Raw genomic sequence first — 23500 nt, 5'->3', positions numbered from 1 at the left:
CACTGTATCATTCATCAGCCCAGTCTTCATAAGAAACTGTTCGTAATTGCCATACACCATTTAAGAAAACAGCCTCGTCGGTAGATATGAAATGAATATTTCCGCTGGCATACCACTCTTTGGTAACTTTTGAGGCTATATACCAGTCGCCGTTATTATCCTGACTCAATGTTGCAACAACTTGAGAGGATTGGGTTCCGTTTTCATACCAGGTTTTGGCATCAACCAAAAAAGCATTCCAGTATCCGTCACTGTCTTGTTTTATTTCATAATGATATTCTGATTTCAACTTTCCGTTTTCATACCAGAACCATTCGTCTTTGTGCAAATCTACAAAGCCATAAACGGGTTGGTATTTTGCTTCATTAATTTCTTTGCTTAGCATCTGTCCATTTTCCGGATCATAAGTTCTAATCTCTTGCGCAGATATATAATAGTAATCAGAAGAGGGATATTTAACCGGAACATATATGGTCTCTTCGATTTTCACTCCATCATCATTCCATTTGGTATCGTTGCTGATCAGTCCTGTCCATGAACCATTTACCAGTTGATTAATATAGATTTTCTTCTCCCTCATAATACCATTGTCATACCAAAGTGTACTTTGTGTCGGTACTGGACGCCAATAGCCATCATTGTCTTTTTTTGGTACAAACAATTCTTCAGATATTTGTGTTCCGTTTTCATTCCACTGTGTAAATTTAGTTTTTACACTGTACCAATCGCCATCATCCTGAAGTTCCGGTTCAAAAAGAGCTTCACTTTTAAGATTGCCGTTTTCAAAATACTCTCTTGTTTTTAAGTAAACAGAACTCCATGTACCATCTCTGTTTTTCTTTTGCACAAAAAAACTTTCACTCGCTTTATTGCCATTTTCATACCAAATTGTCACCCCATCATTTAATGATATATATGTACCGTATGGACCCTTTGCGTATGCATAAAAGTATTCTGTATGCTTTTGCCCTGACTCAAAATAGTCAATACTATGGACATTATTAGTTGAATAAAATTCATATTCAATTTCAAATGGTAATAGAATAAAGTCATTTTCAGAACTGACATTTTGCATAGCATCATCACTATAATATACTTCTTTTATTTTATGTTCATAAATACCTACACATTGATACCTCTCAACCTTGTAATCAGTATCAATCTTTTTTTCAAGTGTCATATCTGCAGGACACTCCAGTTTCCAATCTTCATATGTATAGAGTTCTTTTAGGCTGTTGTTTTCGTCTTCTGCAGCACAATACTCACTCCCGTCTTCATCATATGCAATTTTTTCGCCTGCTTTACATATATTGTATACATAGTGATTCATATGTGAATCATAATTAATACCATTGACATTCACCCGTGAAAATGTGTAGAGATTAAAATTCTGCTGTGTTGTATTGTCGGCGTTAAATGTCAATGCTTCTGTGTAGAGTTTTTCACTACTGTTTGTTTCATTGAGTTTATAATATATATCGGCACTGTTTTGCTGTGTCAGAGTTACACTTATACTCTCTTCAAACCAGCCGCCAGAAGGTGTCGCAACAGGAGGTTTCGGCAACTTTAGAAGTGTGATTTCATTGCTTTTTGTTCCATTGTCCAGAAGAGCATAGATTCGAACCGGACCAACGGCAAGTCCTGCAGGCACTTTGTCAGTCAAAATCTCTGTATCTGTTACATTTACAATGTCTCCCTCATATATCTGATTTTCATGATCGACAAAGTATATGTGTGCCACAGTATCCAAACCCTTGCCATATACAGTAAGACTCTCTCCGTCTTCAAGAGTATCTGAACCTGCATCACTAAGACTAAAAGTTTTTACATTGAAAAACCGGCTTGCATTTTTCAGAGATGTCTTTACATGTATATAGCCACTCACAGCGCCAACAGGCACGATAACCCTGATTTCATTAATATTTTTGGAAACAATTGCGGCAGGTAGCGCTTCACCGTCCGCATTTGGAAATGTTACTTCTACCTCACTCAAAGGAACCCAGCCGCATCCCTTTAATACTATTTCAGTGCCTGGTGTAACATTCTCTGGTATCGCACTGTCAAAGTAGAGCTTGGAGTCCTGCGCAGAGACCATACGAACAGGCTCCGGATATACACTCGTATATCCAAAGTTTGTTACTGCAAGATAATCTGTTCTGCTTCCATTGCCAAGCAGTGCATCAAGAGAAAAATCTGCCACAAGGTCTGTTCCTGTTGTGGGAACAAACACAGATTCTGCCTCTACTTTATCCGAAAGAATTCCCATAGAGACTTCAGGAGTATTTCCGTCTACAACACTCATCCCTTTGCCTCCAATACTAAAGGTCTGTATTGTTTTGCCTGCAGTTTGGGCTACACACAGGGGTGCAACACTTGAAACTTCAAACGGAAAATCAATATATGCGTTAATCTCTTTGGGATTGGCACCCATATCTATAATACTCTCTGCTATAACACCTGTATCACTGAGGACACTTATGTTGTCATACACAAAAAAAGATGCTTCTGTAATCCAGCCTATTACAGGAACAAGTGCCACTGACTTTTTAAGTATATACTTCTCTCCCGCAGAAGCAACCATAATCATCAGTTTATTGACTATATGCTCTGTATTTCCCATTCCTATCAGTTCTGCAATCCCTTTTGCCGTCTGTTCACACTTCGTACTGGTCACACCGTGTTCAAAACACTCCTGCAAACCGTTTTTTACAGGATTAATAATAAAGTCCTTTGTCAAAGTTGACCAATTGCTGTTGCCTCTTGCAATCTGTTCTGTGAGCTGCACCATGAAGTTGGCACCGTATATATCGCTCAAAGCAGTCACCATTCGACGGGAAACAGAATAGTTATCACCATAGCGGGCTTGAATCTTTTTATCTATTATTGTAGAGAGCAGCATGTTTAATGCAGGAGCACCAACACCTTCAAGCCAGACCCGTATCATCAAAAGTGTAGCAAGTTTTTGTTTGTCCGTCACGCCCTCTTTCGCCCCGGCAATTATTTCTATATGGGCATCTCTGCCGCTTAATCTTAAATTTTTAAGGCTGGATATTCCAAAGAGCGGCCAGCCTTTTGGTCCAAGAATTGAAGCACTGCTGAACGGGTCGCCATGCGAATAGTTTCTGATAATTTCTCCGGTTTTCTTATCTCGCACTTCAATGCTCAGAAACAGTCTTGTATCATTTACAACATTTACACTTCCGTCATTGAGTTTTCCGCTTTTGATTTCAAAAATATATTTGTTGTCATCAACATAAATATTGTCGTTTGGAGGGTCCTGTGTTATAACGACTGCATTATCCGTTGCGTCTGAAGTCTGAACCTGCTTTGCATTTGCAGCAGGAGAATTATAATAGTTTATCACCTCTTTGAGGGCATCCTGAAAAACAGTTTTCAAATTCCCGTCACTCAGGTTTGCCCATGCGGTAAAATCTTCTTTTTGCAAACTGGCGATGGCATCTGCGAGTGCCTGCACCTTTGGTTCAGAAGAGAGTCTGTTGTACAAAGCGCTCAACTGATTTTCCGGCATGGTTGCACTCACGCCCATTCCCATAAAAAGCCAGGCAATCGCTGTTGATTTGCAATCTGCGTTGAGTGTTGTCATATCCGGTAAAACAACAGCACTGTAAAGAGCAACATACTCACCGCCAGGCAATGCAGCAAAAGCATGCACATACTGCATGGTTTTGTTTTCTACACTGAGCAGGGTATTGTATGCTGTATCAAGAGTATACTCTTTTTGTCCCTCTGTGAAAGAGATGTCTGAGGCATTGATATCTACACCCTCAGCCAATGTTACATGTAAAGGTATATCTCTTTTGACACTGAGATAAAGAGTATTTGTTTTCAAATTGGAAAATTCCAAATGAAAGGTACCTGATTGCAGCGTATCTGGCACTTGAAATGTCACTTTGCTGTCTGATACCGTTGCTGATACGGAACTGTCGGCATCCTGTGTCTCAAACTTTACAAGTGCATTTCCAGAAGGAAGGTTTTTGCCGGTTATCGTTACAATATCACCTGCTTTCGCCACTTCCGGTTCTACCGACTCGATAAACGGAGTCTTGTCTGACATCGTTTTATACGAAATGCCAAAAGTAGAAAAATCGGCACTTTTGAGTTTCAAGGTTCCCGCAACAGTATCAAGCGGCGCCACAAAAGTAATATTTTCGTCTGCCATATAAACCGGTATGATTTCTTTACTGCCGTTTGCTGTCTGCAGCTCTACCTTTACAGCTCCTGCCGGAGTTTGTGAGACTCTCATTTTGGCTTCCTCTCCGGGTATCAGAGTATCTATCAAATCAAATCCGTTAAGAGACGCATGAAGAGATAAAACAGTGGCAGTGTTTTTCAACGTATCCACGCCCCATTCATCTAAAATCTTTTGAATAGGATCTGCACTCTGCGCCACAGTGTTTAAATATGAAACAGCCGCACTCACCGTTGCCGGATCTTCATTTACTGTTGAGAGTATCTTTATGGAGGCTTTGTAAGCCGGGTCATCTTCAGGATCTTGCGGATCTGCCACATCTGTCCTTTCTCCCAGTTTGCTGACAAAATCAATGGCAACAACTGTTTTGTTGGTAATGAGGTTTTGTCTCAGTATCGCAGCATCGAGTTCACTTTGGGAGAGATTTGGAAAGTTCTGCGGTGTCAAATCGAGCGTCAGAGACATCTCTATAAATGTTGCTACCATGTCGGAACGGCTTAAACCGTTGTTGAGCAAATTTGTCCAGTATGCTATCCCTTCTGCATCGCCCTCTCTTCCCAATGAGTTTATATATATGGCTTTTACAAAAGATTCATTGTCCAGGCTGCTGTAAGTAGAAGTAAAGACAGGATGTGTGGCAAAACCTGCTGAGAGCTCTTTTAGAACAACCAAAGCACTCTGTCCGTTTGCCTGCACGGCATTGGCTCTTTTTGTCCAGTAAGAGAGTCCTGACATATCAGGCGCACGGTTAAAGAATGCCACATACAGACCGGCTATTTTTTGCTCTGTAGAAACTGTTTTTGCATATAATGTTACTGTGAGAAGTGTTAGAGAGATTAAGACGAGGATCAACTTTTTCATTGTTCTATCCTGTTATTTTTTATAATTATATCATGTATAATTTTAAAGAATTCTTGCATAGAGAAGAATACCGACTGTTCCAAGTCCGTTTGAGTCATCAGGGTTTCTCTTGATATCTTCAAGAAGTGTATTTATTCTTTTTAATATTTTTTTATCATTCTGTACCCAGTACTGATAATCTTCCCAGCCTTTATCAGCAAAGCCTATAAGCATATTTAAATCTCTTTTGTAATAAATTTACTACTTTCAATCTGCTCAATAGCATCATTTAGTCTATCTCTGTTATTTTTTGAGCCCAATAAATACAGAGTTTCTTTTAGGGAACTATATTCAGCATAAGAGATGATGACAGCAGACTTGTTGTTTTTTGTAGTAATTATGTACTCATCAAAGTCATCACAGACTTTATCTATGATATTTCTAAGATTATTTCTTGCTTGTGAATAAAATACAGCTTGCATCAAAACTCCTTTTGTCAATATATTGTCATTATAGCTAAAGCATATACAATATGTCTATGTTCATTGTTTTACAAAACAAAATAGCAAAATAGTGCCTGACACCTTTTCCTGGCACCTTTTTTTTAAAAATAATCTACTATTTTCCAATGCTTTTTATATGCAAATATAGCAATCATAGCTGCAGTCACAAAACCTATACTGTATATCAATATTCCTAAACTACTCATCTCTCAAATCCTTTATTAGTATTTCTAATCTATTTAATTTTAAATAAGCTAACACTATACCAAATGATAAAAATAAAAAAGGAATTAGTAATAATAAACCTACCAATAATTCTTTTTCAAATACAGATAATCCAAAGCCACCGATGGCTCCATTTACTGCCATAAGAATAAAGATTTTTTTATATACTATATCCGCTTCTTTAGATATTATATTTGCTTTATCTTTCCGTTCCTGTAATGTCATAAGATTATTATACAATAAAAAAGGTAAAAAATGATTGGAGTAACATAATGCTTAATTCTGCAGGAAAAGGTTGGTTTGGTGGATGCAAAGAATGGTGCCTGGCAGCTTTGTTAAACTTAAGTTTTTAAAAAGTAAAGTTTCTTTTTGGTGCCTTAAAAAAAAGCCCCGCATTCTCAAAAAGAGAGTGCGGGGCTTCGTTACGCTTTTGCGTGTGCGCAAACCTGCGGGTGCAGGTTTACGAGAGGGTTGAATGCCTGTTAAGCAAAGTCTGCGAAGTCTGCTGCAGTCAATGTACCTGCATCAGTTATACCTGTAAGTGTAGCTATCAATGTAAGTTCATCAGCATCAATAACTAAATCAATACTTGCACCACTAGCTGCATCAGCTTCGAATATAGCTGTGTGCGTTCCATCTGAAACAGCGAGGTAGATTACCGAGTTATTATTTTCATATGCAACATTATCAGTATTTGCGGCACCTTGTTCAATATTTGCAAGATAAGTTGCTACGCTTGCAGTATCCAGTGCTGCCGCATCTGCTGTATTTGTATCACCATTATTAATAATCACCATTCCTGAATTTGCAGTCAGAGTTTCATTTCCAGTTGTATCCGCACTTGCTATAGTTTGCAAACTAACAGCATTAGTTACATTTGCTACATCACTAGCACCAGTAAAGTCGATAACATCTTCTGCTGCTGTAAAGCCGCTTATAGTATCTGCACCTTCACCACCAAATGCGATAGCTACCGTGTCTATTGCTGAATCTGTATCTGTAAGATCTATAGAATCATTACCTGCGCCGCCTGTGATAGTATCTGCACCTGCGCCGCCTGTGAGTGTATCATCACCTGCATTACCATTGAGTATATCAGCATACGCAGTTCCTGTTATAGTATCAGCATTTACTGTACCGTTGATAGTCCATCCTGTATCACCACCGGCACTACTCATGTCTACACCTAAACCGCCTGTAGCCATATTTATAGTAGTTGTTCCACCACCTGTGTTAAAAGTATTGGCATCTGCTATAAATGTTGTAATATTATTTACAGTTAAATCACCGCCAGTCGTCGCTTGGAAGTAATCATTGTTTCCACCATCTGTAACAGTTGCACTTGCACTGTTTTGAGAAACAAATGTATCAGTACCTCCGTTACCTGTAAGTGTTGCTGTGACACCATTACCATCAACTTCAAACAGATCATCACCTGCTCCACCAGTTAGTACTACTGTTATAGCTGCTACATTATTATTATAGACTCGAAGCTCTAAATCACCATCTGTTTCAGCACTTCCATCTATAGTTACATTGTTTGTAAAGCTAAATGCACTAATATCCATCGTAGCACCATTTGCAACAGTTGTATCTAGAAGAGTAATACTTGTTGCAGCATCACCAAGAACTACTGTCTCAACATTGGTTACACTATCAAGATCATCTGTACCAGCACCATTATCTGTAAATCTCAATGTATCAATTCCGTTACCGCCATCAATCATACCTGATTGTGCTAAATTTAGACCAAAGTCGATATCGTCATCACCGTTACCACCTGTAACATTTACAGTTCCGTTACTCTCGGCAGAAGCATCAAGAGTCAGAGCATTTGCAGCAGAGAGTGCTGAAGCATCTATGCTCATTGTATCTCCATTCGCAACTGTTTCATCTATCAGTGTAATACTTGTTGCAGCATCGCCTAGTGTTACTGTCTCTACATTTGTTACACCATCTAAATCATCTGTAGCACTATTGCCGTCTGTAAAGTTCAGCGTATCTGTTCCGGCACCACCATCTATAGTGTTTGCACTTGTTAAGTTAGTACCAAATGAGATTGTGTCATTATTTGCACTACCTGTAACATTTACAACTCCATCTGTTTCTGCTGAAGCATCAAGTGTTAAAGTGTTTCCGTTTCCAGTAGTTAATGCAGAAGCATCTATACTCATACTTTCAGCAGCCGCTACTGTTGTATCAACAAGAGTTATAGCTGTAATAGCATCACCCAGTGTTACAGTATCTATAAATGTCACACCGTCTAAATAGTCAGTAGTCGTTGTAGTATCATCACCTGTAAAACTTAGCGTATTGTAACCTGTACCACCATTAATAGTATCTGCACTTGTTAGATTTGTTCCCATGATGATATCATCATCACCGTCACCAACATTTATATTATCTACACCTTGTGAAGCTGTGACAACATTTGAGCCTGTACCTGTCGCTGTCAGAGTCATATCGCCTGTTGAACCGCTTGCATCTACATCACCGTCAGTAAGCGTTACAGTAAATGCGTCATCACCTGTTACACTAAGTATTTCAGTATCAGTAAGAGCCGTGGCATCTATAGTGTTTGTGCTTGAACCGGTTGCTACACTCATAGCAGTATCAGAAGCAGCAGTTACATCAAGGCTGCCAGTTACATTTGTAGCTGTAAGAGCACTTACAAGACCTGTTACAGTAAAGTTTGCACTTCCGGCAAGCGTTGCATCAGCATCTACTGACATATCGATAGCAGCAGCACCTGTTGCACCTGTCATATTGATAGTTTTACCATTTGCAATTGCTGCAGTAGTAGAAAGTGTTGCACCGTCATCTACACCTGTTGCCACAGTATTATCCAGAGTACCGATAAATGTCAAGCTGTCAAGAACTGTTACAGATGTGAAGTTCGCAGATCCTGCTACAGTTGTCAGGTCATAGCTTAATGCTTCAAAAGTACCAGTTGTAGTATCTCCATCATCATCAGCATTATCTGTATCATAGTTTGCATCCGCATTTGCCATAGTAACTGCTAAAGCACCTTTATCAGGTGCTAACGCTCCACCTACTTCATCAAATGTATGATTTTCCGCATTGGCAACAGATGTTGTCATAGTTACATTGTCAGCGATAGTCACTACAGTATTTGCACCTATGTTACCTGTAAATGTTCCTGTTGTGTTAAAGTCTGCAGTCACAGTTGTCGGCAGAACATTTGACAAGTCAGCATCCAGCGTTGCATCAAGTGCTGTTACATGTAAAGCACCTGTTTCTCCTACTTTGTCTGTTATAACATTACCTGTTATAGTTGCAGCATCAGCAGTTACTTTGACATCGTTACTTATAACAGCTGCATGACCAGCTAGGCTACCTGTAAATGTCTGATCAGCCGTAAATTCTGCGCTGATTTGAGAAGCAGCCATATTTGAACCAATAGTAGCCAAATCAGCCGTTGATTCAGTTTCATCGATTGTTACAACTAATGTACCCTGTGACAGTGTTGTATTGTCTGCATCATCGTTAATAGTATGACCTGTTGCTATAGAGTAGCTTGTTCTCATCTCAACATTATCTTTTACTGTTACTACTGCAGTTCCAAGATTACCTGTGAAAGTTCCTGTTGTATCGAATGCTGCTGTTACAGTTGTAGCAGTGATATTTGATAAATCCGCCGCAAGTGCTGTTGCATCTGCACCTAAATCCGCTACCGCAACCGTACCTGCACCATCTGCAACTCTACTATCAGCTTGATCACCTGTTAGGCTTAGAGTAGCACCACTGTTTACAGTAAATGTTGCCATCACCGTTTCATCTAATGTACTATTATCATTGTCCACATCATAAGTTGCATCCATTGCTGTAACGCTTACTGTAGAATTGCTATTTACAGTTACATGAGCTTTTCCAATATCGCCTGTCAATACTATATCATCAGGATTACCGTCACCGTCAACATCTGCTTCATTAACAGTTGCACTAAGAGTTCCGATATCGCCTGCTGAAGTAAATATACCACTTAAGTCTGCAGTTTGAACACCAGGTGTACCCGAATTAATATCTGTTTGAAGATCCGTTACCACTACACTTCCTGCACCTGTGATAGTCATAGCGTTTGCTTGCGCTGCTGTCAAAGTCAATGTATCACCTGCTGCAACTTCGATAGTTGTGTTTGCGAGTGTCAATGAATTTAGTGTTGAAAAATCTACATTTCCTGTAGTTATCAATGTGCCACCGTCCATATCGATAGAGAGATTACCAGCACCAAGTACTACGCTTTCATCTATAGTCAATGTACTAGTGTTAGCAGAACCTGAGAAATCAAATTTCCATGTGCTTCCTGCATCGAGTGTCGGAGTACTGCCGTTTGCTGCCGTTACTGTTACCGTATTTCTACCAAGACCTGCAGTATATGTGAATGCATCATCTCCTGCATCGTCATTACTGTCGATTTGAGATAGTGTGATGTCTAATGAACCTCGCAAAGTGCTTGCATCAATACTACTTAATTCATTTCCTTCAACCTCTTGAAGAACAACTGCAGTTGTAGAATTTCCAGACGAATCAGTAATCTCCAATGTTTCTGTGTTATCCATATGCATAACAGGGTCAAGTGTACCTGTAAATCCTGTTGTGTTGATAGTTAAACCTGAGATATGTACATCTTCTGTACTAATAGCCCCTATAGTTACATCTGAAGTACCTGTGAGTGTTAGAACCGCATCTACAGTTGCATCATTTCCTGCATCTGAACGAGTTACATAACTCATTTCCAGCTCACCAGTAATCTCAATATCATGATCTGCATTGATAGTTACATTGTAAAGGTTATTTTCATCTGCATTGAATGCACCGTCCGTAACTGCTACTGTTGGTGTACCTATCGTACTGCCAGCACCGTTTAGAGCAAAAGCGATCTCATTTGCAGCTGCATCATTTGGATTTGTTCCACTGTAGATAGCAGCATTTGTAGCATTTCCTACATTGACATTTGTAAATGTAACACTACCATCACCGTTGTCTACAGTTGTATAATTATTGTAGCTACCTGCTGCTATTTTAGCTGCTGCAGTGATATTTGTATCACCATCTGCAAAAAGCACAACTTCCCCGTCAAACTTCATAGAGTCTTCTGCACCTACGATAGCAGTTGCAGCGTCCAAAGTAAGAGTAAATGTCTCTACTGTAGATTCGCTATTTACACCGTCTGTACCATCATCTGCAAATATATTACCATTTAATTTATTTACTGCAGCACCACCTGCAATTGAATCATTAGAGTTAATAGTCAAGGCAGTGAGATATGTCGGCATGTTTACCGGTACCAATGTAACTGGGTCAACATTTGCCTGCGGATCAACATTTTGTGGCAATGAAAGATCTCCATTGATAACAGAATTTCCATTCAATGTAAGATCCAGTGTTCCCACTACTACATCAGGCTGTAAATCATTAAATGCAACATCTGAAGTTAACGCAGTTTCAGAATCAATAGCTACATATCTGTTGATACTTGTAATCGCTTGTGAACTTCCAAGATTAGCATCTAAGATTGTATCTGCATCGTAAATAGTCACAGTTGCTGTTTCAGGAAGACCTGTTAGCATCTCTTCCATATTGACTGAGCCGCCAAATTCGTTTTGGATGTATTCGTTGATAACCCATACATTTTCAACATCAAACCCAGAAGCGAGAATGTTTGCATCAGCATCAGTTGCATCTGCACTTGTGAAACCTAGAATTACAGTGTTGCCTGTATTTGAGCTACTGTCCACCACTCTGCCGTCTGCTTGAGTTTCGCTTGAGAATGTGATAGATTGGTTGTCTGCTGTCATGACTATAGATGCAGTACCTAAGTCTGCTGCTTGGTCTAGAACAATACCGTCAGTATCTGTAGGATCGAGTGTTATAGTGCCTACATTTGCTGTAACGCCACTTAAATCGATCGCTGTGTTGTCGCTATCGAATGCAGTAAGGTTAAGTGTACCAGCTCCTGTGATAGTGCCATTTCCTGGCATTGCCATAAACTGATCCGCTGTCATAGTAAGCGTTGTACCTTCCGGAATCACTACGTTTTGAACATTTGAAAGGTTTGCTCCTGCATCAACAGTAATGTTTGTGTTCGTATCTAAAACCGTTAGAGTTTGGATAGTAACATCATTACCCAGAGCCGTTGAATCAATTGCTTGTCCGCTATAGTTGGAAACAATAAGTGTTTCAGTAACACCGCCTACTGTACCTGAGATGTCTGCTGCGCCCACTGCAAGAAGTTGCGCTGTAGTCATACCCAAATCTACACCTTCTGCAAGAGAAAGATCAAAGTTGCCTAAATCTGAAGCCTGATCAAGTGTAGTATCTGCCGGCACATTTCCTGTCAATGTAAGGGCATCTATACCGCTAAAGTCAACCAAATCACTGTCAATGTTATTTACAATAACAGTTGAATGAGGCTCTACTCCAGCTGTTGTGATTGTAGCAGTTCCTGCTGTATAGCCAGTTGCTGCTGAAACATCTACACCTGCGATTGCCGGCATTGCTGCACCGCTTACATCACCTGTGAATGTTATAGTATCACCATTGATTGCATAAGTAGCTGTTGTATATCCTTGTGTTGCCATTTCTGTTTGAACAGCTAAAGCCAAGTTGTTTAATGTTATTGCTTCATTTGTATCAAAGTTTTGAGCAACAGTTACTCCACCCACTGTAAGAGATATAGTTCCACCTATCATATCGCCAGTGAAAGCCAAATCCACAACTTCTGCTGTTGCTACTGCAGGGTTAGAGTTTGTAACTGTAAGAAGGTTTGCATCGTTTGCATCAAATACCAAAGTAAGGTCATCTGCTGCAATGTCAAATATAGTTCCTGCACCTGTACCGTCTGGGTTAAGAGTACCCGTGAATGTTACAGTATCTGCACCTACTACACTGTCAGTTACTTCAACAGTCATGTTCGTACCTAAGTTTGCACTTAGTGTTACACCGCCGTTTGCATCAAGAGCTGCTGTTTCTGTGTTCGCAACAATACCTGAAAGGTTAGCTGCCGGAGTTGCTTCAAGAGCTGTTACATGTACTGCTACACCTGTTGGAGTTGCATCACCTGTAATATTAAGCCCATCTGCCTGCGCAGCTGAAAGAGTCAATGCCTGATTATCAGCTACTACTACATCAAATGTACCTAAGTTAGTCGCTGCATCTAAAGTTGCCGTTGCAGGAACATTCGCTGTCATAACATTTGCACTGATTCCTGAAAGGTCAGTTGCTACATCAGCTAAATCATTAACAGTTACAAGACCACCATGTGGAGCTGAAGTAATTGTTTGACCGTTTGCCTGAACTGCTGTCATAGTTACAGTTTGTGGAGCTATTGGAGCCGGGTTGCCATTAGCATCTACTGCTGTATCATCACCATAAAGTACAGGGAAAGTAACCGTACCTACTACTGCATCTGTTACAAACTCAATGTGAAGAGCTGTTACATTGCTTAAATCTGGAGTTACTGCTGCATCAGCACCATTTATACCTAATCCAAGATTCTCATCATCAACTGAAAGTGTTCCAAGACCAGTAATAGTTTTACCGCTTACAACAGAAGCTGCAGCTTGCATATCTACCGTATCTGCAATCGTTACAACCGCAGTTCCCAGGTTACCTGTAAAAGTACCTGTTGTATCAAACGCAGCATTTACTGCAGCTGAAGTTATAGATGACAAGTCAGCTGTAAGTGTTTGACCTAGATCAGCCACATTTGTTGTTCCTGCACCATCTACTACTCTGGTATCAGCCTGAGCTGCTGTTAAGTTAAGAGTTGCTGCCGAACCAACTGTGAATGAAGCTGTATCAGCTGGAGTAGCCGCATCTTGATCTCTATCGTAACCTGCCATTGTACCTGTAACAGATACTGAACCGTCACCTGAGATTGTTACATGTGCTACACCTAAGTTTGCACCTGTAAGTGCTATATCTTGAGGCAACAAGTCTGCATCAGCATTATCTGAAGTATCAATTGCTGCTTCAACAGTACCTGTGTCACCGTTTGCTGTCATAATAGCAGAGAAGTCAGCTGCCGGAGTATCTTCAAGGTTTGTGATAACTACTGAACCAGCTCCTGTTACTATCATACTGTCAGCTTGGGCTGCTGTCATAGTAAGCGTTGAACCTGCCGGAACAACAACTGTACTTGTTGCATCAAATGTGAAACCTGCCAGACCTGTTAAATCAACATTGCCATCGATTGTAACATCAACATCTGTAAAGTTCATCGTACCAGCACCAAGAGCTACTGTATCACTTAAAGTAAGTGCCAATGTTCCAGTACCAGCAGTATTAACAAATGACCATACAGCTCCGTTTTGTAGTGTTGGAGTATTTGTAGAGTCTGCTTCAAGTGTTGCTGTCGCTTTACCTGCAAAACCAGTTGTATCTAAAGTAAACGAAGCAACAGGGTTCCCGTTTGCATCAGTTTGTGCTACACCGTCGAGTAAAGATATAACACCTAAATTAACAGTTGAATCTACATTATTGCCATTTATTTCTATAAGACTTAAATCTGCACCTGCTACACCTGGTTTTCTATCGTTATCTGCTGTACCTAGAGTCACAGTGCTTGCACTGTTTTCAACGAAGTTGATAATCAACTCTTCAGTATTTGAGACTGCTGCTGCCGGGCTTGCACCTGTAACAGTCAAGTCACCAGTACCGTCTTTATTAATAATCAATGTTGAGATATCTGCATCATCAGTATTTAATGATGCGATAGTCGTATTGTTTGCACCTGTAACACTCAATACAGCTGTTGAGCCTGCAACTTCTGAGTCGAATGTGATTGTACCAACTGTAAGGTCTGCACCAGCACCAGTTGAAGAGTCTCCAACTACAGATAAATCGCCTGTATTTATAACTACTGATGTCAAATCGAGACCATTGCCTGCACCAACTGAGATGTCGCCTACAGTGTTTATGTTGTTTGGTTGAACATATTCACCTGTTTCATCTGTTCCGTCATTGTTATTTATAAACTCTTCTGGAGCTAGATAGTTAGCATCGCTTAAAGCAAGAACTGAATTGATAGTTAATGTATTGAAGGTTACCGTCCCAACCGTGTTGTCTACAACATTGTCAATACTTAAGTTGCCAAGATTGACCTGACCACCCATTTCTACTGTTAATTTTTGTATATGCTCTAAGATATCTTGATCACTAAATGTTAGACCGTTTGGTAAATTAGTAAATGAAACAAGCTCTACTGTTCTCTCAACTGCAGAAGATGAAAGAAGTGCATCCAACTCTTTTAATGAAGAGAATTCTACACGAACAATACTCTCAGGAAGAGATGTAAACAGATTTTCAACATTTGCACCATCAGCAAGTGATGGAGTTATCCATAGTCTTCCGAGCGCTGCATCATACCCTGAAGTATTTACAGGATCTGTTACACTCTTAAATAACCAAACTACATTTGTTGAGTTGATATTGTCAGAATCACCACCTGTTACTACTACTACTGCATTGTCTGCCTGATCCACAGTTTGGAATCTGATAGTTTGCCCAGAAAGGTCAGTATTACTTATTGACAAGGCTGTTAAACCTACTGTAAAATCACCAAGATCTGTTGCAGTATCCAAAGTTACATCGTTGTCTTCCAATGTTACAGTTCCTGCTATATTTGCATCTATACCACTTAAATCAACCGCTGTGTCACCAAGGTCAACTATATTTACAGTACCATATACACCATTGCCGTTTGTATCAGTACCTGCAACGATATTTAGAGCATTTGCTTGAGCTGCTGTTAGAGTTAGTGTAACTTCATCAGCTAAAACAATATTTTGTGTCTGAGCTAAAGTAAGATTTAATCCACTCAAATCTGTATCTGCATCTATATAAAGTGTTGTGTTTGCACCTAGATTTATGTTTAATGCACCTTGAGTATAAGTGTTTGCACCTAAGTGTAACTCACTTCCTGCTGCAGCATTTGACATATCGATAGCAAAACCTGCTTCATCATCTGCATTTCCTGCAATATCGTCCGCACCATCTGCGTCAGCGTTTAGAGTTACTCCTACAAATGTAGCAGTAGTAATACCTGTTCCTGCTGTAAATGCAAAGTCTGTGTCATCTGTATCTGTGATAGTTCCTAAATCCAAGTTTCCACTTAGATTTGAAGCATCGATAGTTGAGAGCGTATTTGACTCTACACCGTCACCTGCAACATCTGAACCAAATATAACATTACCCGTTCCTGTAAGCACTAAAGACTCGGCATTGTCACCCATGATAGCAGCTGATCCACCTGTTACATCTAGTGTTCCAGTGTAGTTATCTGTTGCGATAGTTAGTTGATTTATAGTGCCTGTTGCATCGTCTATATCAAAACCATGAAGTGTTACATTTGCTTCGCCAGTTAGTGTTATAGTTGCGTTAGCTGCTGTATTTCCATTTGTAGTAAATACGATATTTCCGCCACCTGTAGTATAAGGATCAGCTGTATTGTCATATGGTATATAATTACCATTTACATCATATGAACCTATAGTTAAGTCTTGGTCTGCATTGATAACTACGCTTAGTAGATTGTTTTCTACTTCTGTAGCGGATGCAGGGTTAGCTGGTGCAACTGGCTCAGCTGTAATATCACCTGTGATTGTATTTGCACTAGCACCTTGAGAATTGATAGTCAATGTACCAAAGTCATCTATTCCATCAACTGCAGCAGCTGGAGTAATAGTCGGTAATCTTAAATCACCTGTTATATCATTGCCACCCTCTAGTGTAAGTGTAAGTGAAGTAAGTTCTTGCATATCCTGAATATCATTGAACACTAATTCACCGGCAATATCTACACCATTTTGAACTATTACAACTCTGTCTGTATTTTGTACTTTATCTGGATCTGTTGGATCATTATAGATACTAAGAGTAACTGCACTGTCAAGATTTTCTATGATGTACTCTACGTTTTTTCCATCCACAAAAGTATTTAGAGCTTTTAGAGTGGATATATCATAATTTGATGCGTCTATTTTGTTTGTTGTACTGCTGTTGAACTGATACTCTACTATAGTATTTGCTCCACCACTTACATGTAAGCCATCTGCTTGATCTGAAGTTGCAAGTCCAAGAGTTTGATCATCAGACATAACTACTGCAAAACCGTTTAAGCTAGTTGCTGCATCAAGATTTAAACTCTCAGCTAAAGTAACAGTTCCTACTGCATTTGAAACATTTGCAAGAGTAAATCCTGCATCTATATCTGCTTGAGTAAGTCCTGTGATGTTTATAGTAGCCTCTTCGCCAGTAGCTGTTGAAGCACCATCTAAATCAGCTAATGCCATGTATTGTTGTGCTGTTAGTGTCAATGTACCATTTGCTGGAACCGTTACTGTTGCACCTGTTAAATCTGTAGCAGGATTAAGCGTTGTTGTTCCCTCAGCCATCATTACAGTTCCAAGAGATACATCTGTACCTAAGTTTGCTGCTATGATTTCTTGTGAGCCTAAATCTGTTATGTTTAGAATTTCTGTAGCATTTGTTCCTGTGCCATCATCAACACCTGAGATGTTTTCTTCACCGATAGCATCTACTTGGTCTGCACTTAGTGTAACGCTGCTTGCTTCTGTAACATGTAGAGCTTCTACGCTTGTTAATGTTGCAGCTGATAAATCAGTAGCAGTCACAACCAGTGTCAAGTCTCCTGCAGTTCCGTCTATAATGGTACCTGCATCTGCACTAACTGCATCTAGGTTGATAGTTGCGTTTGAGCCTGTTGTCAAAGTAAATGCTGCATCCATATCTGCAAGAGTTGCTGTAAAGGCATCTGTTACACCTGTAGCGTCTATAGTTGTCAAATTTGTAGCTAAAGCATTTGTGATAGTTAAATCTTCAACTGCATTTAGTGTTAAAGTTTTAGCATCATCACTGCCAACTGTTGTAATAGTCGCATCACCGTCTGCTACATTGATAGTCATTGCATCTACATTGTTGATAGTTACACCGTCAACGAGAAGTGTTCTCTCACCGTTTGTGATAGTTGAAGATGAAGAGTCAGTAAGCACTACATTTTGGTTGTTGATATTTACAACTGCTAAAGGATTGTTTGGAGTGTAAAAAGTTGCTGTTAAAGCACCTATGTTTGAAACATTCCAAGTAGCATCGTTTTTCTCTACATCTGCCCATGAAGCAAAACCGTCACCTTCCATCAAGAAGCTCACACCTCTTTTGACACCTGCAAAGTTTATAGCGTCTCCGCCATTGCCTTGAAGTCCTAGAGTCGTAAGGTCGTGTGTGTTGTTACATACAAAGAAGTTTTGTGCTCCAGTAACTCCATCAAGTTGTGTAACCACATATGTAGGAATACCAACTGAATTCACACCGTTATTCGCATCGGTACCAACTTGAGAATTATCTACTGACATATCTACATTTACTCTTAAGTCAGGGTCATTTGAACCTACCAGGTTAAAACCACCACTTGCAGGAAGAGCAGCAGCATCCAATGTTGCAGCATCCAATGTCAAGTCACCTGTAATTGTAAGTGTACCAGCCACGCCTGCTGTTGCGATAGTAGTTATAACCACACCTAAATCAGATGTACCGTCTGCGTTTGCATCCACATCCATATGAGTTTGATCAACACCTGTTATATCTATACTGCCTGTTGCCGCACTTCCAGCTACAACTGCTGCACCTGTTAGTTGAACTGCTTGATCTGCACTGATAGTTATGTGTGAGTTATCACCTACTGTTAGATTTGCAACATTTGTCAAATCAGTTGTACTGTCTAGTGCAAATGTACCGTCAGCTGTTATAACATTGATAGTTATATCGCTGTCTATAACAGTTGAGTCAAACGGCTGATCATCTAAAATGACATTTAATACACTCGCTGCATCTGCTGTAATATTAGTCGCACCTATTGCTGCCAGTTGCGCATTTGTAAGAGTTACAATTGTCCCTTCAGCCAATACCAAGGTATCCACATCGCTAAGAGCTACATTTGATAAATCTTGAGCACCTGCGGCCAGTTCTAGTGTAAATGTACCAACAACACCACTTGCATCTAAAGATGTGATTGTATCAACTGTATAGTTTTGTACTGTTACATTGTCAGCTGAATTGAAAACTAAATCTTCAACCATATCACCGTCTAAACTGGCAATTACTACATCGCTGTCAGAACCATTGATTGTGATAGATTTTGCAGAATCTATCACAATACCTTCCACATGAATAGGTCTTGTGTCACCTTCAACACCATGAACAACATTTACAGTTGCATTTGCTTCACTCCACTTGTAGTTAGCGATTAAAGAACCTACATTTGCTGTCCCTGTAGGACCGTCTGCTTTAAGCGTAGAAGCACCTTGAAGTTCAAAATCCAAGCCCCACGCTGCATCTTCCACAACCAATGTATCATTATAGTTTCCGTATAATGCTATCGTTTCCAGGTCTTTTGCTGTATCGCAAAGTTTGATTGTTGCCGTACTGCCTGCACCGAAAGATGATCCGTCAATCTGAGTAACAACATACTTAGCAACACCTGAAGAGACAAGAGTTTGTGCATCTGTTTCATCAAAACCAATACCGTCACTTTGACTTTGATCATCTGCAGCTAAAAAAACATTTACAGTTGCATTTCCGTTACCATAAATACCACCACCTTGAGCCAACATTTCAAAATTGTCAACAGTCATGTTTGTTATAGTACCCTGGAAGTTAGAAAAGTCTATTGTAAACGGATTCGCTCCAGTCACTGTAGCATCATCACCAAGTTTGAGACTGCCTGTAAAATTTAGATCTCTTTCACCTGTAATTTCCAGATTTGTATGCCAGGTTGTCAGTCCATCATCTGTTACAGTGTTTGTACCTGTACCAGTGTTGATATGGAAAACATCTACTACTTTTGCATCGGCAGGACGATCGTAACCTGCAACTTCATTGCCATCAGCATCATAAGTAGTTCCAGCAGAAAGTTCTACATTGTACCATTCACCATTTATTTTAAAATCATCTGAAAGCGAACCACCAACATATGTAGTACCATCTATATTCGTCTTCACTGTATCGCTTGTATTGAATGGATCAAAATCTTCACCTGCATCAGTAATAACTACTTTACCATTTGCAAAGTCCGTATTGCCGTCTATATGCAGTGTTACACCATTTGGTGCTACATTTTCATGGAGTTGTTGCGCTGTCATCGATAATGTAACGCCATCATTAACATCTAATTTAAGGTTAATATTGTCTGACAATGCATCTACACCCAAATCTGTAAGTGAAATATCTTGTGTAACTATGATTTCAAGGTTGGCAAAGTGAGAGAATGCAGCACCTTCAACAGAAAAGTTTTCAGCTCCAATTGCTGCAAATTGTGTATCAGTTAAAACCAATGTACTTGCATTGTCTAAATCAGACAATACTACTGAAGTAACACCAGAAAGAGTTGCCTCTGACAAATCACTTGCATACTTCACATTTATAGTAATGTTTTCACCTGTGATTGATGACCCTGTAAGAGCTGTTAAACCTTGTGTCATATTGGTATCATCTCCCAATATTACAGTATTTTGGCCTTCACCCAAGTCAATATTTACAAGTGCTTCATCACCAAGTACAGTAGTGCCTACAGCTAAAGAAATTGCATTTGTCAAATCTGATGAATCAGTTACAAGTACTGGATTAAGTTGAGTATCATTCACACCGTCAAACGCTATCGGTTCCAATGAAGTTGTCGATGAACCTGTACCTATAGCAAATGCATTTGCAACGATATCATCATTACTTAAAAATGACTCCCAGGCAGCTGTAGTAGCAGGGCTAACTGAACTTTGTCCGTCAGAAGTAAATACAATTTGGTTGCTAGCCCCTGCAATTTTACCAGTTAATGTCCAAGCACTCATCGCATCAAGCATAGTTTGATCAAAATCTGTACTACCCGTACCATCCATCGCAATAATTTCTGCTTTTGCATCAGCAATGGTTCCCCATGTAGAGCCTGGATCAGAAGGACTGAAAGTTATAACGTTTACAGAAACATTAGTCCCTGCTGCTTCATACTTATCGAGTAAAGCAATTGTTGCTGCTTTAGTATCCGCAAGTTGTTGCGCACTTAAACTACCGGAATTATCAAGAATTAACATTAAGTTAACAGCATCAGCAGTACTTGCAGTAGACGGAGTACCTTGTGTACCTGCAAGAGTGACAGTATCACTGCCTGTACCTGTTGTTATTGCTAAATCAGCACCACTTGTAGTAATACTATTGTTCCCATTACCCGCATCAACAGCTACATTTGTACTTCCTACAGAAGTAATTACATCATTTCCATCTGCTGCAACTATACTTACATTTGTACTATTGTCTGTGTTAATAATATTGTTTCCAGCACCTGCATTAATAGTTGCATCCTTAACAGATTGTGCTTTGATATTATCATTGCCTTCACCTGAAGTGATTGATACAACATTGCTGCTAGAAGCATCTATAATGTTGTCACCGTCGCCTGCAGCGATAGTTGCGGTATTGCTTGTATTTGTAGCAGAAATTTCGTCATTTCCTGAGCCACTTGTAATGTTAACTATTACACCACTGTTTGCTGTAAATTCATTGTTGCCGTCTCCGCCATTAATAGTTACTGATTTGCCATTTTCATTCGCCTGGAAACGATCGTCTGAATTTTCAGTTCCTATAAATACGATTTCATCGCCAAAAAGATCCATTTTTAAATCAACACCGGCTGTGTTTGCTGAAGCATCAATAGTTGCCGGAGTACCTGCTTGAAAACTTGGTGTAAGACTATTTGTGATTTGTAGTTTTGAATCTCCAGAAATATTCATATTCATCAATGATGAAGCTGTGAATGTAGCATCTATCGCATTACCGCCACCCTGAGAATCAATGTTGATAGTTGCAGAGTTTTGCAAAATATCAAAAGTAGTACCTGTAGTATCGCCTAAGCGTAAGACTATGTTTGTTCCATTGTCTCCAACAGACATTCCTTCCGAATAATCCACTGTAATCGTTGAAGCCCCAAAACTGCCTTCAAGTGTCAATACTGCATCAGCTCTTACACCTGTAACAGTCAATGCACCTGCAGCAGTTTCAGTACTCTGAACCAAACCGTCATATCTGCCTTCTGTGATTGTCAGATTTTCTAAATCGCCCGCACGAGAAAGGTCAATAACGGAAGCTGTATACTCTCCTGCACCAGCTTCATTTAATGTTGGATAGCCGTTCGAACCGTCAGCATCACTAGTGTAAACATTTGGAAGATTTTCAATATTGATATTTTGAATATTTAACAACTCTTTTGGTTGTGCAAAATAACCTTTTGCATCGATTTCAAGAGTATTTACACCTTCACCACCATCAATATATGCACCATGCAGTATATCTAAACGGCCAGCTACTATCAGGTCGTCAGCACTGCTTGTATAACCTGTTTCTTCAGTGGCACCGTTGTTCATAGTTGTAGTAAGCACCAATGGAACATTTGTAGTAACTGTTGTACCTTCAGACACTATTTGTGTCAAATCAATAGTAATATAGTTTCCATCTGCATCTTTAATTGCATTAGTAGTAGTTCCGTCTAAGATAGGATTACCATCTTTGTCAATCTTAACCTGTGGATATGTTGTCTTAGTAACTTCGAAAAGACGAGAATTTCCTTCAGCATCAAACAGCATATTGTTGAAGAAATTAAACTGTTCCATAGTCAGGGTAACCTGAGTATTAAGAACATCAGCACCTTCTATATTTAAAACTATCTGATAGTTTCCGGTATAGTCACCATTTGGATTAGTATCTACTGTGATTGATCCATCATTTCCAACTGTAATAGTTCCAGAAACAGTGCTGTCACTTTGAATCTGATCTAAAACACCTGATGCTGTAATCGCGTTCATTTGTGATAAAAGACTATTTAAAGCTTCTTCATTATTAGCAAAAGCTTTAATCGCAGTAAAGTCCATACTCGTTTCTACTATACTCTGAGCAAAAGGAATACCCTCTTTTGTTGTTACATCACCCCAATAAATTTCAGTTGTAACTATAGGATCTATCGCTGTTACGATATCATCTGTTGTTACAGATGTTGTAGCTTCTTTAAGCGTAAATACATTATTTATTTCCGCCTGGATTTCTGTAGCACTTTTAATCTCTGCAACTCTCTGCATTGCATCTATAACAGTTTGCTTGTCATCTGTTACTACCAAGTCAGCACCAAAAGATGTTACTGTTGCATAAGTAGGCGGTGTAGCATCTACTTCTGTAGCCATAAAGTCAGACACTGTTACTCTGTTCATGAACTGGTCATAAGCAGCTTTTGTAGCCGGATCCGTTGCATTCTCATATGAAGAAATTGCATCAATCAAACCAGTTACAACTTCCCCTCTACTTGCCCCATTATCAAGTAAATCAACCCAATACGCAATACCATCCGGATCATCTTCAATAGTTTTATTTAGTGTATTTGCATAAATATGTTCTATGAATGCTTGATTTGAATCCAAACTAGAACCAAAATAAGTTTGCGCATCCTGTGTGGCTAACATTTCATTTGCTGCTTCTGCAGCACTTAATCCTGAATGTTGCCAAAAACGGTTCCCAGACCCTTCTGATGCTCTATTGAAAATAGCAACATATAGTTCTGAAACCTGTGTTTGTGTTAAAGCCATATTTTCCTCCTCAGGAAATAAAAATTTGGAATAATCATAAAATGTATAACTTTTGCCGTAATACA

General features: G+C 39.5%; 5 protein-coding genes. All 5 read right to left on the bottom strand.

From position 1 onward, the window contains the following. Positions 1-7 precede the first annotated feature (7 nt). The 5 genes from MLC52_RS01420 to MLC52_RS01400 all read right to left on the bottom strand — a co-directional run bounded on the left by MLC52_RS01420 (position 8) and on the right by MLC52_RS01400 (position 23435). On the bottom strand, positions 8-5071 hold the full coding sequence (locus MLC52_RS01420; protein WP_434580946.1) for a DUF4214 domain-containing protein: 5064 nt from the start codon (positions 5069-5071) through the stop codon (positions 8-10). Positions 5072-5113: 42 nt separating this feature from the next. Next, on the bottom strand, positions 5114-5284 hold the full coding sequence (locus tag MLC52_RS01415; protein ID WP_434580943.1) for a type II toxin-antitoxin system YoeB family toxin: 171 nt from the start codon (positions 5282-5284) through the stop codon (positions 5114-5116). A gap of 2 nt (positions 5285-5286) precedes the next feature. After that, on the bottom strand, positions 5287-5532 hold the full coding sequence (locus tag MLC52_RS01410; protein WP_434580941.1) for a type II toxin-antitoxin system Phd/YefM family antitoxin: 246 nt from the start codon (positions 5530-5532) through the stop codon (positions 5287-5289). Positions 5533-5751: 219 nt separating this feature from the next. After that, a complete protein-coding gene (locus MLC52_RS01405; RefSeq protein WP_434580940.1) occupies positions 5752-6003 on the bottom strand; it encodes a hypothetical protein in 252 nt (83 codons plus the stop codon). 257 nt (positions 6004-6260) lie between these two features. Then, positions 6261-23435, bottom strand: a complete 17175-nt coding sequence (locus MLC52_RS01400) for a DUF4214 domain-containing protein (protein ID WP_434580938.1) — start codon at positions 23433-23435, stop codon at positions 6261-6263. Positions 23436-23500 lie beyond the last annotated feature (65 nt).

Source organism: Sulfurimonas sp. NW15 (genome assembly GCF_051132285.1).
GTDB lineage: Bacteria > Campylobacterota > Campylobacteria > Campylobacterales > Sulfurimonadaceae > Sulfurimonas > Sulfurimonas hydrogeniphila.
The sequence above is the reverse complement of the archived record's forward strand: the minus strand, read 5'-3'. Positions and strand labels throughout refer to the sequence as shown.

Bases quoted from the DNA above. Each gene is read 5' to 3' on its own strand.
- MLC52_RS01420 (WP_434580946.1), bottom strand. From the start codon at position 5,071: ATGAAAAAGTTGATCCTCGTCTTAATCTCTCTAACACTTCTCACAGTA.
- MLC52_RS01415 (WP_434580943.1), bottom strand. From the start codon at position 5,284: ATGCTTATAGGCTTTGCTGATAAAGGCTGGGAAGATTATCAGTACTGG.
- MLC52_RS01410 (WP_434580941.1), bottom strand. From the start codon at position 5,532: ATGCAAGCTGTATTTTATTCACAAGCAAGAAATAATCTTAGAAATATC.
- MLC52_RS01405 (WP_434580940.1), bottom strand. From the start codon at position 6,003: ATGACATTACAGGAACGGAAAGATAAAGCAAATATAATATCTAAAGAA.
- MLC52_RS01400 (WP_434580938.1), bottom strand. From the start codon at position 23,435: ATGGCTTTAACACAAACACAGGTTTCAGAACTATATGTTGCTATTTTC.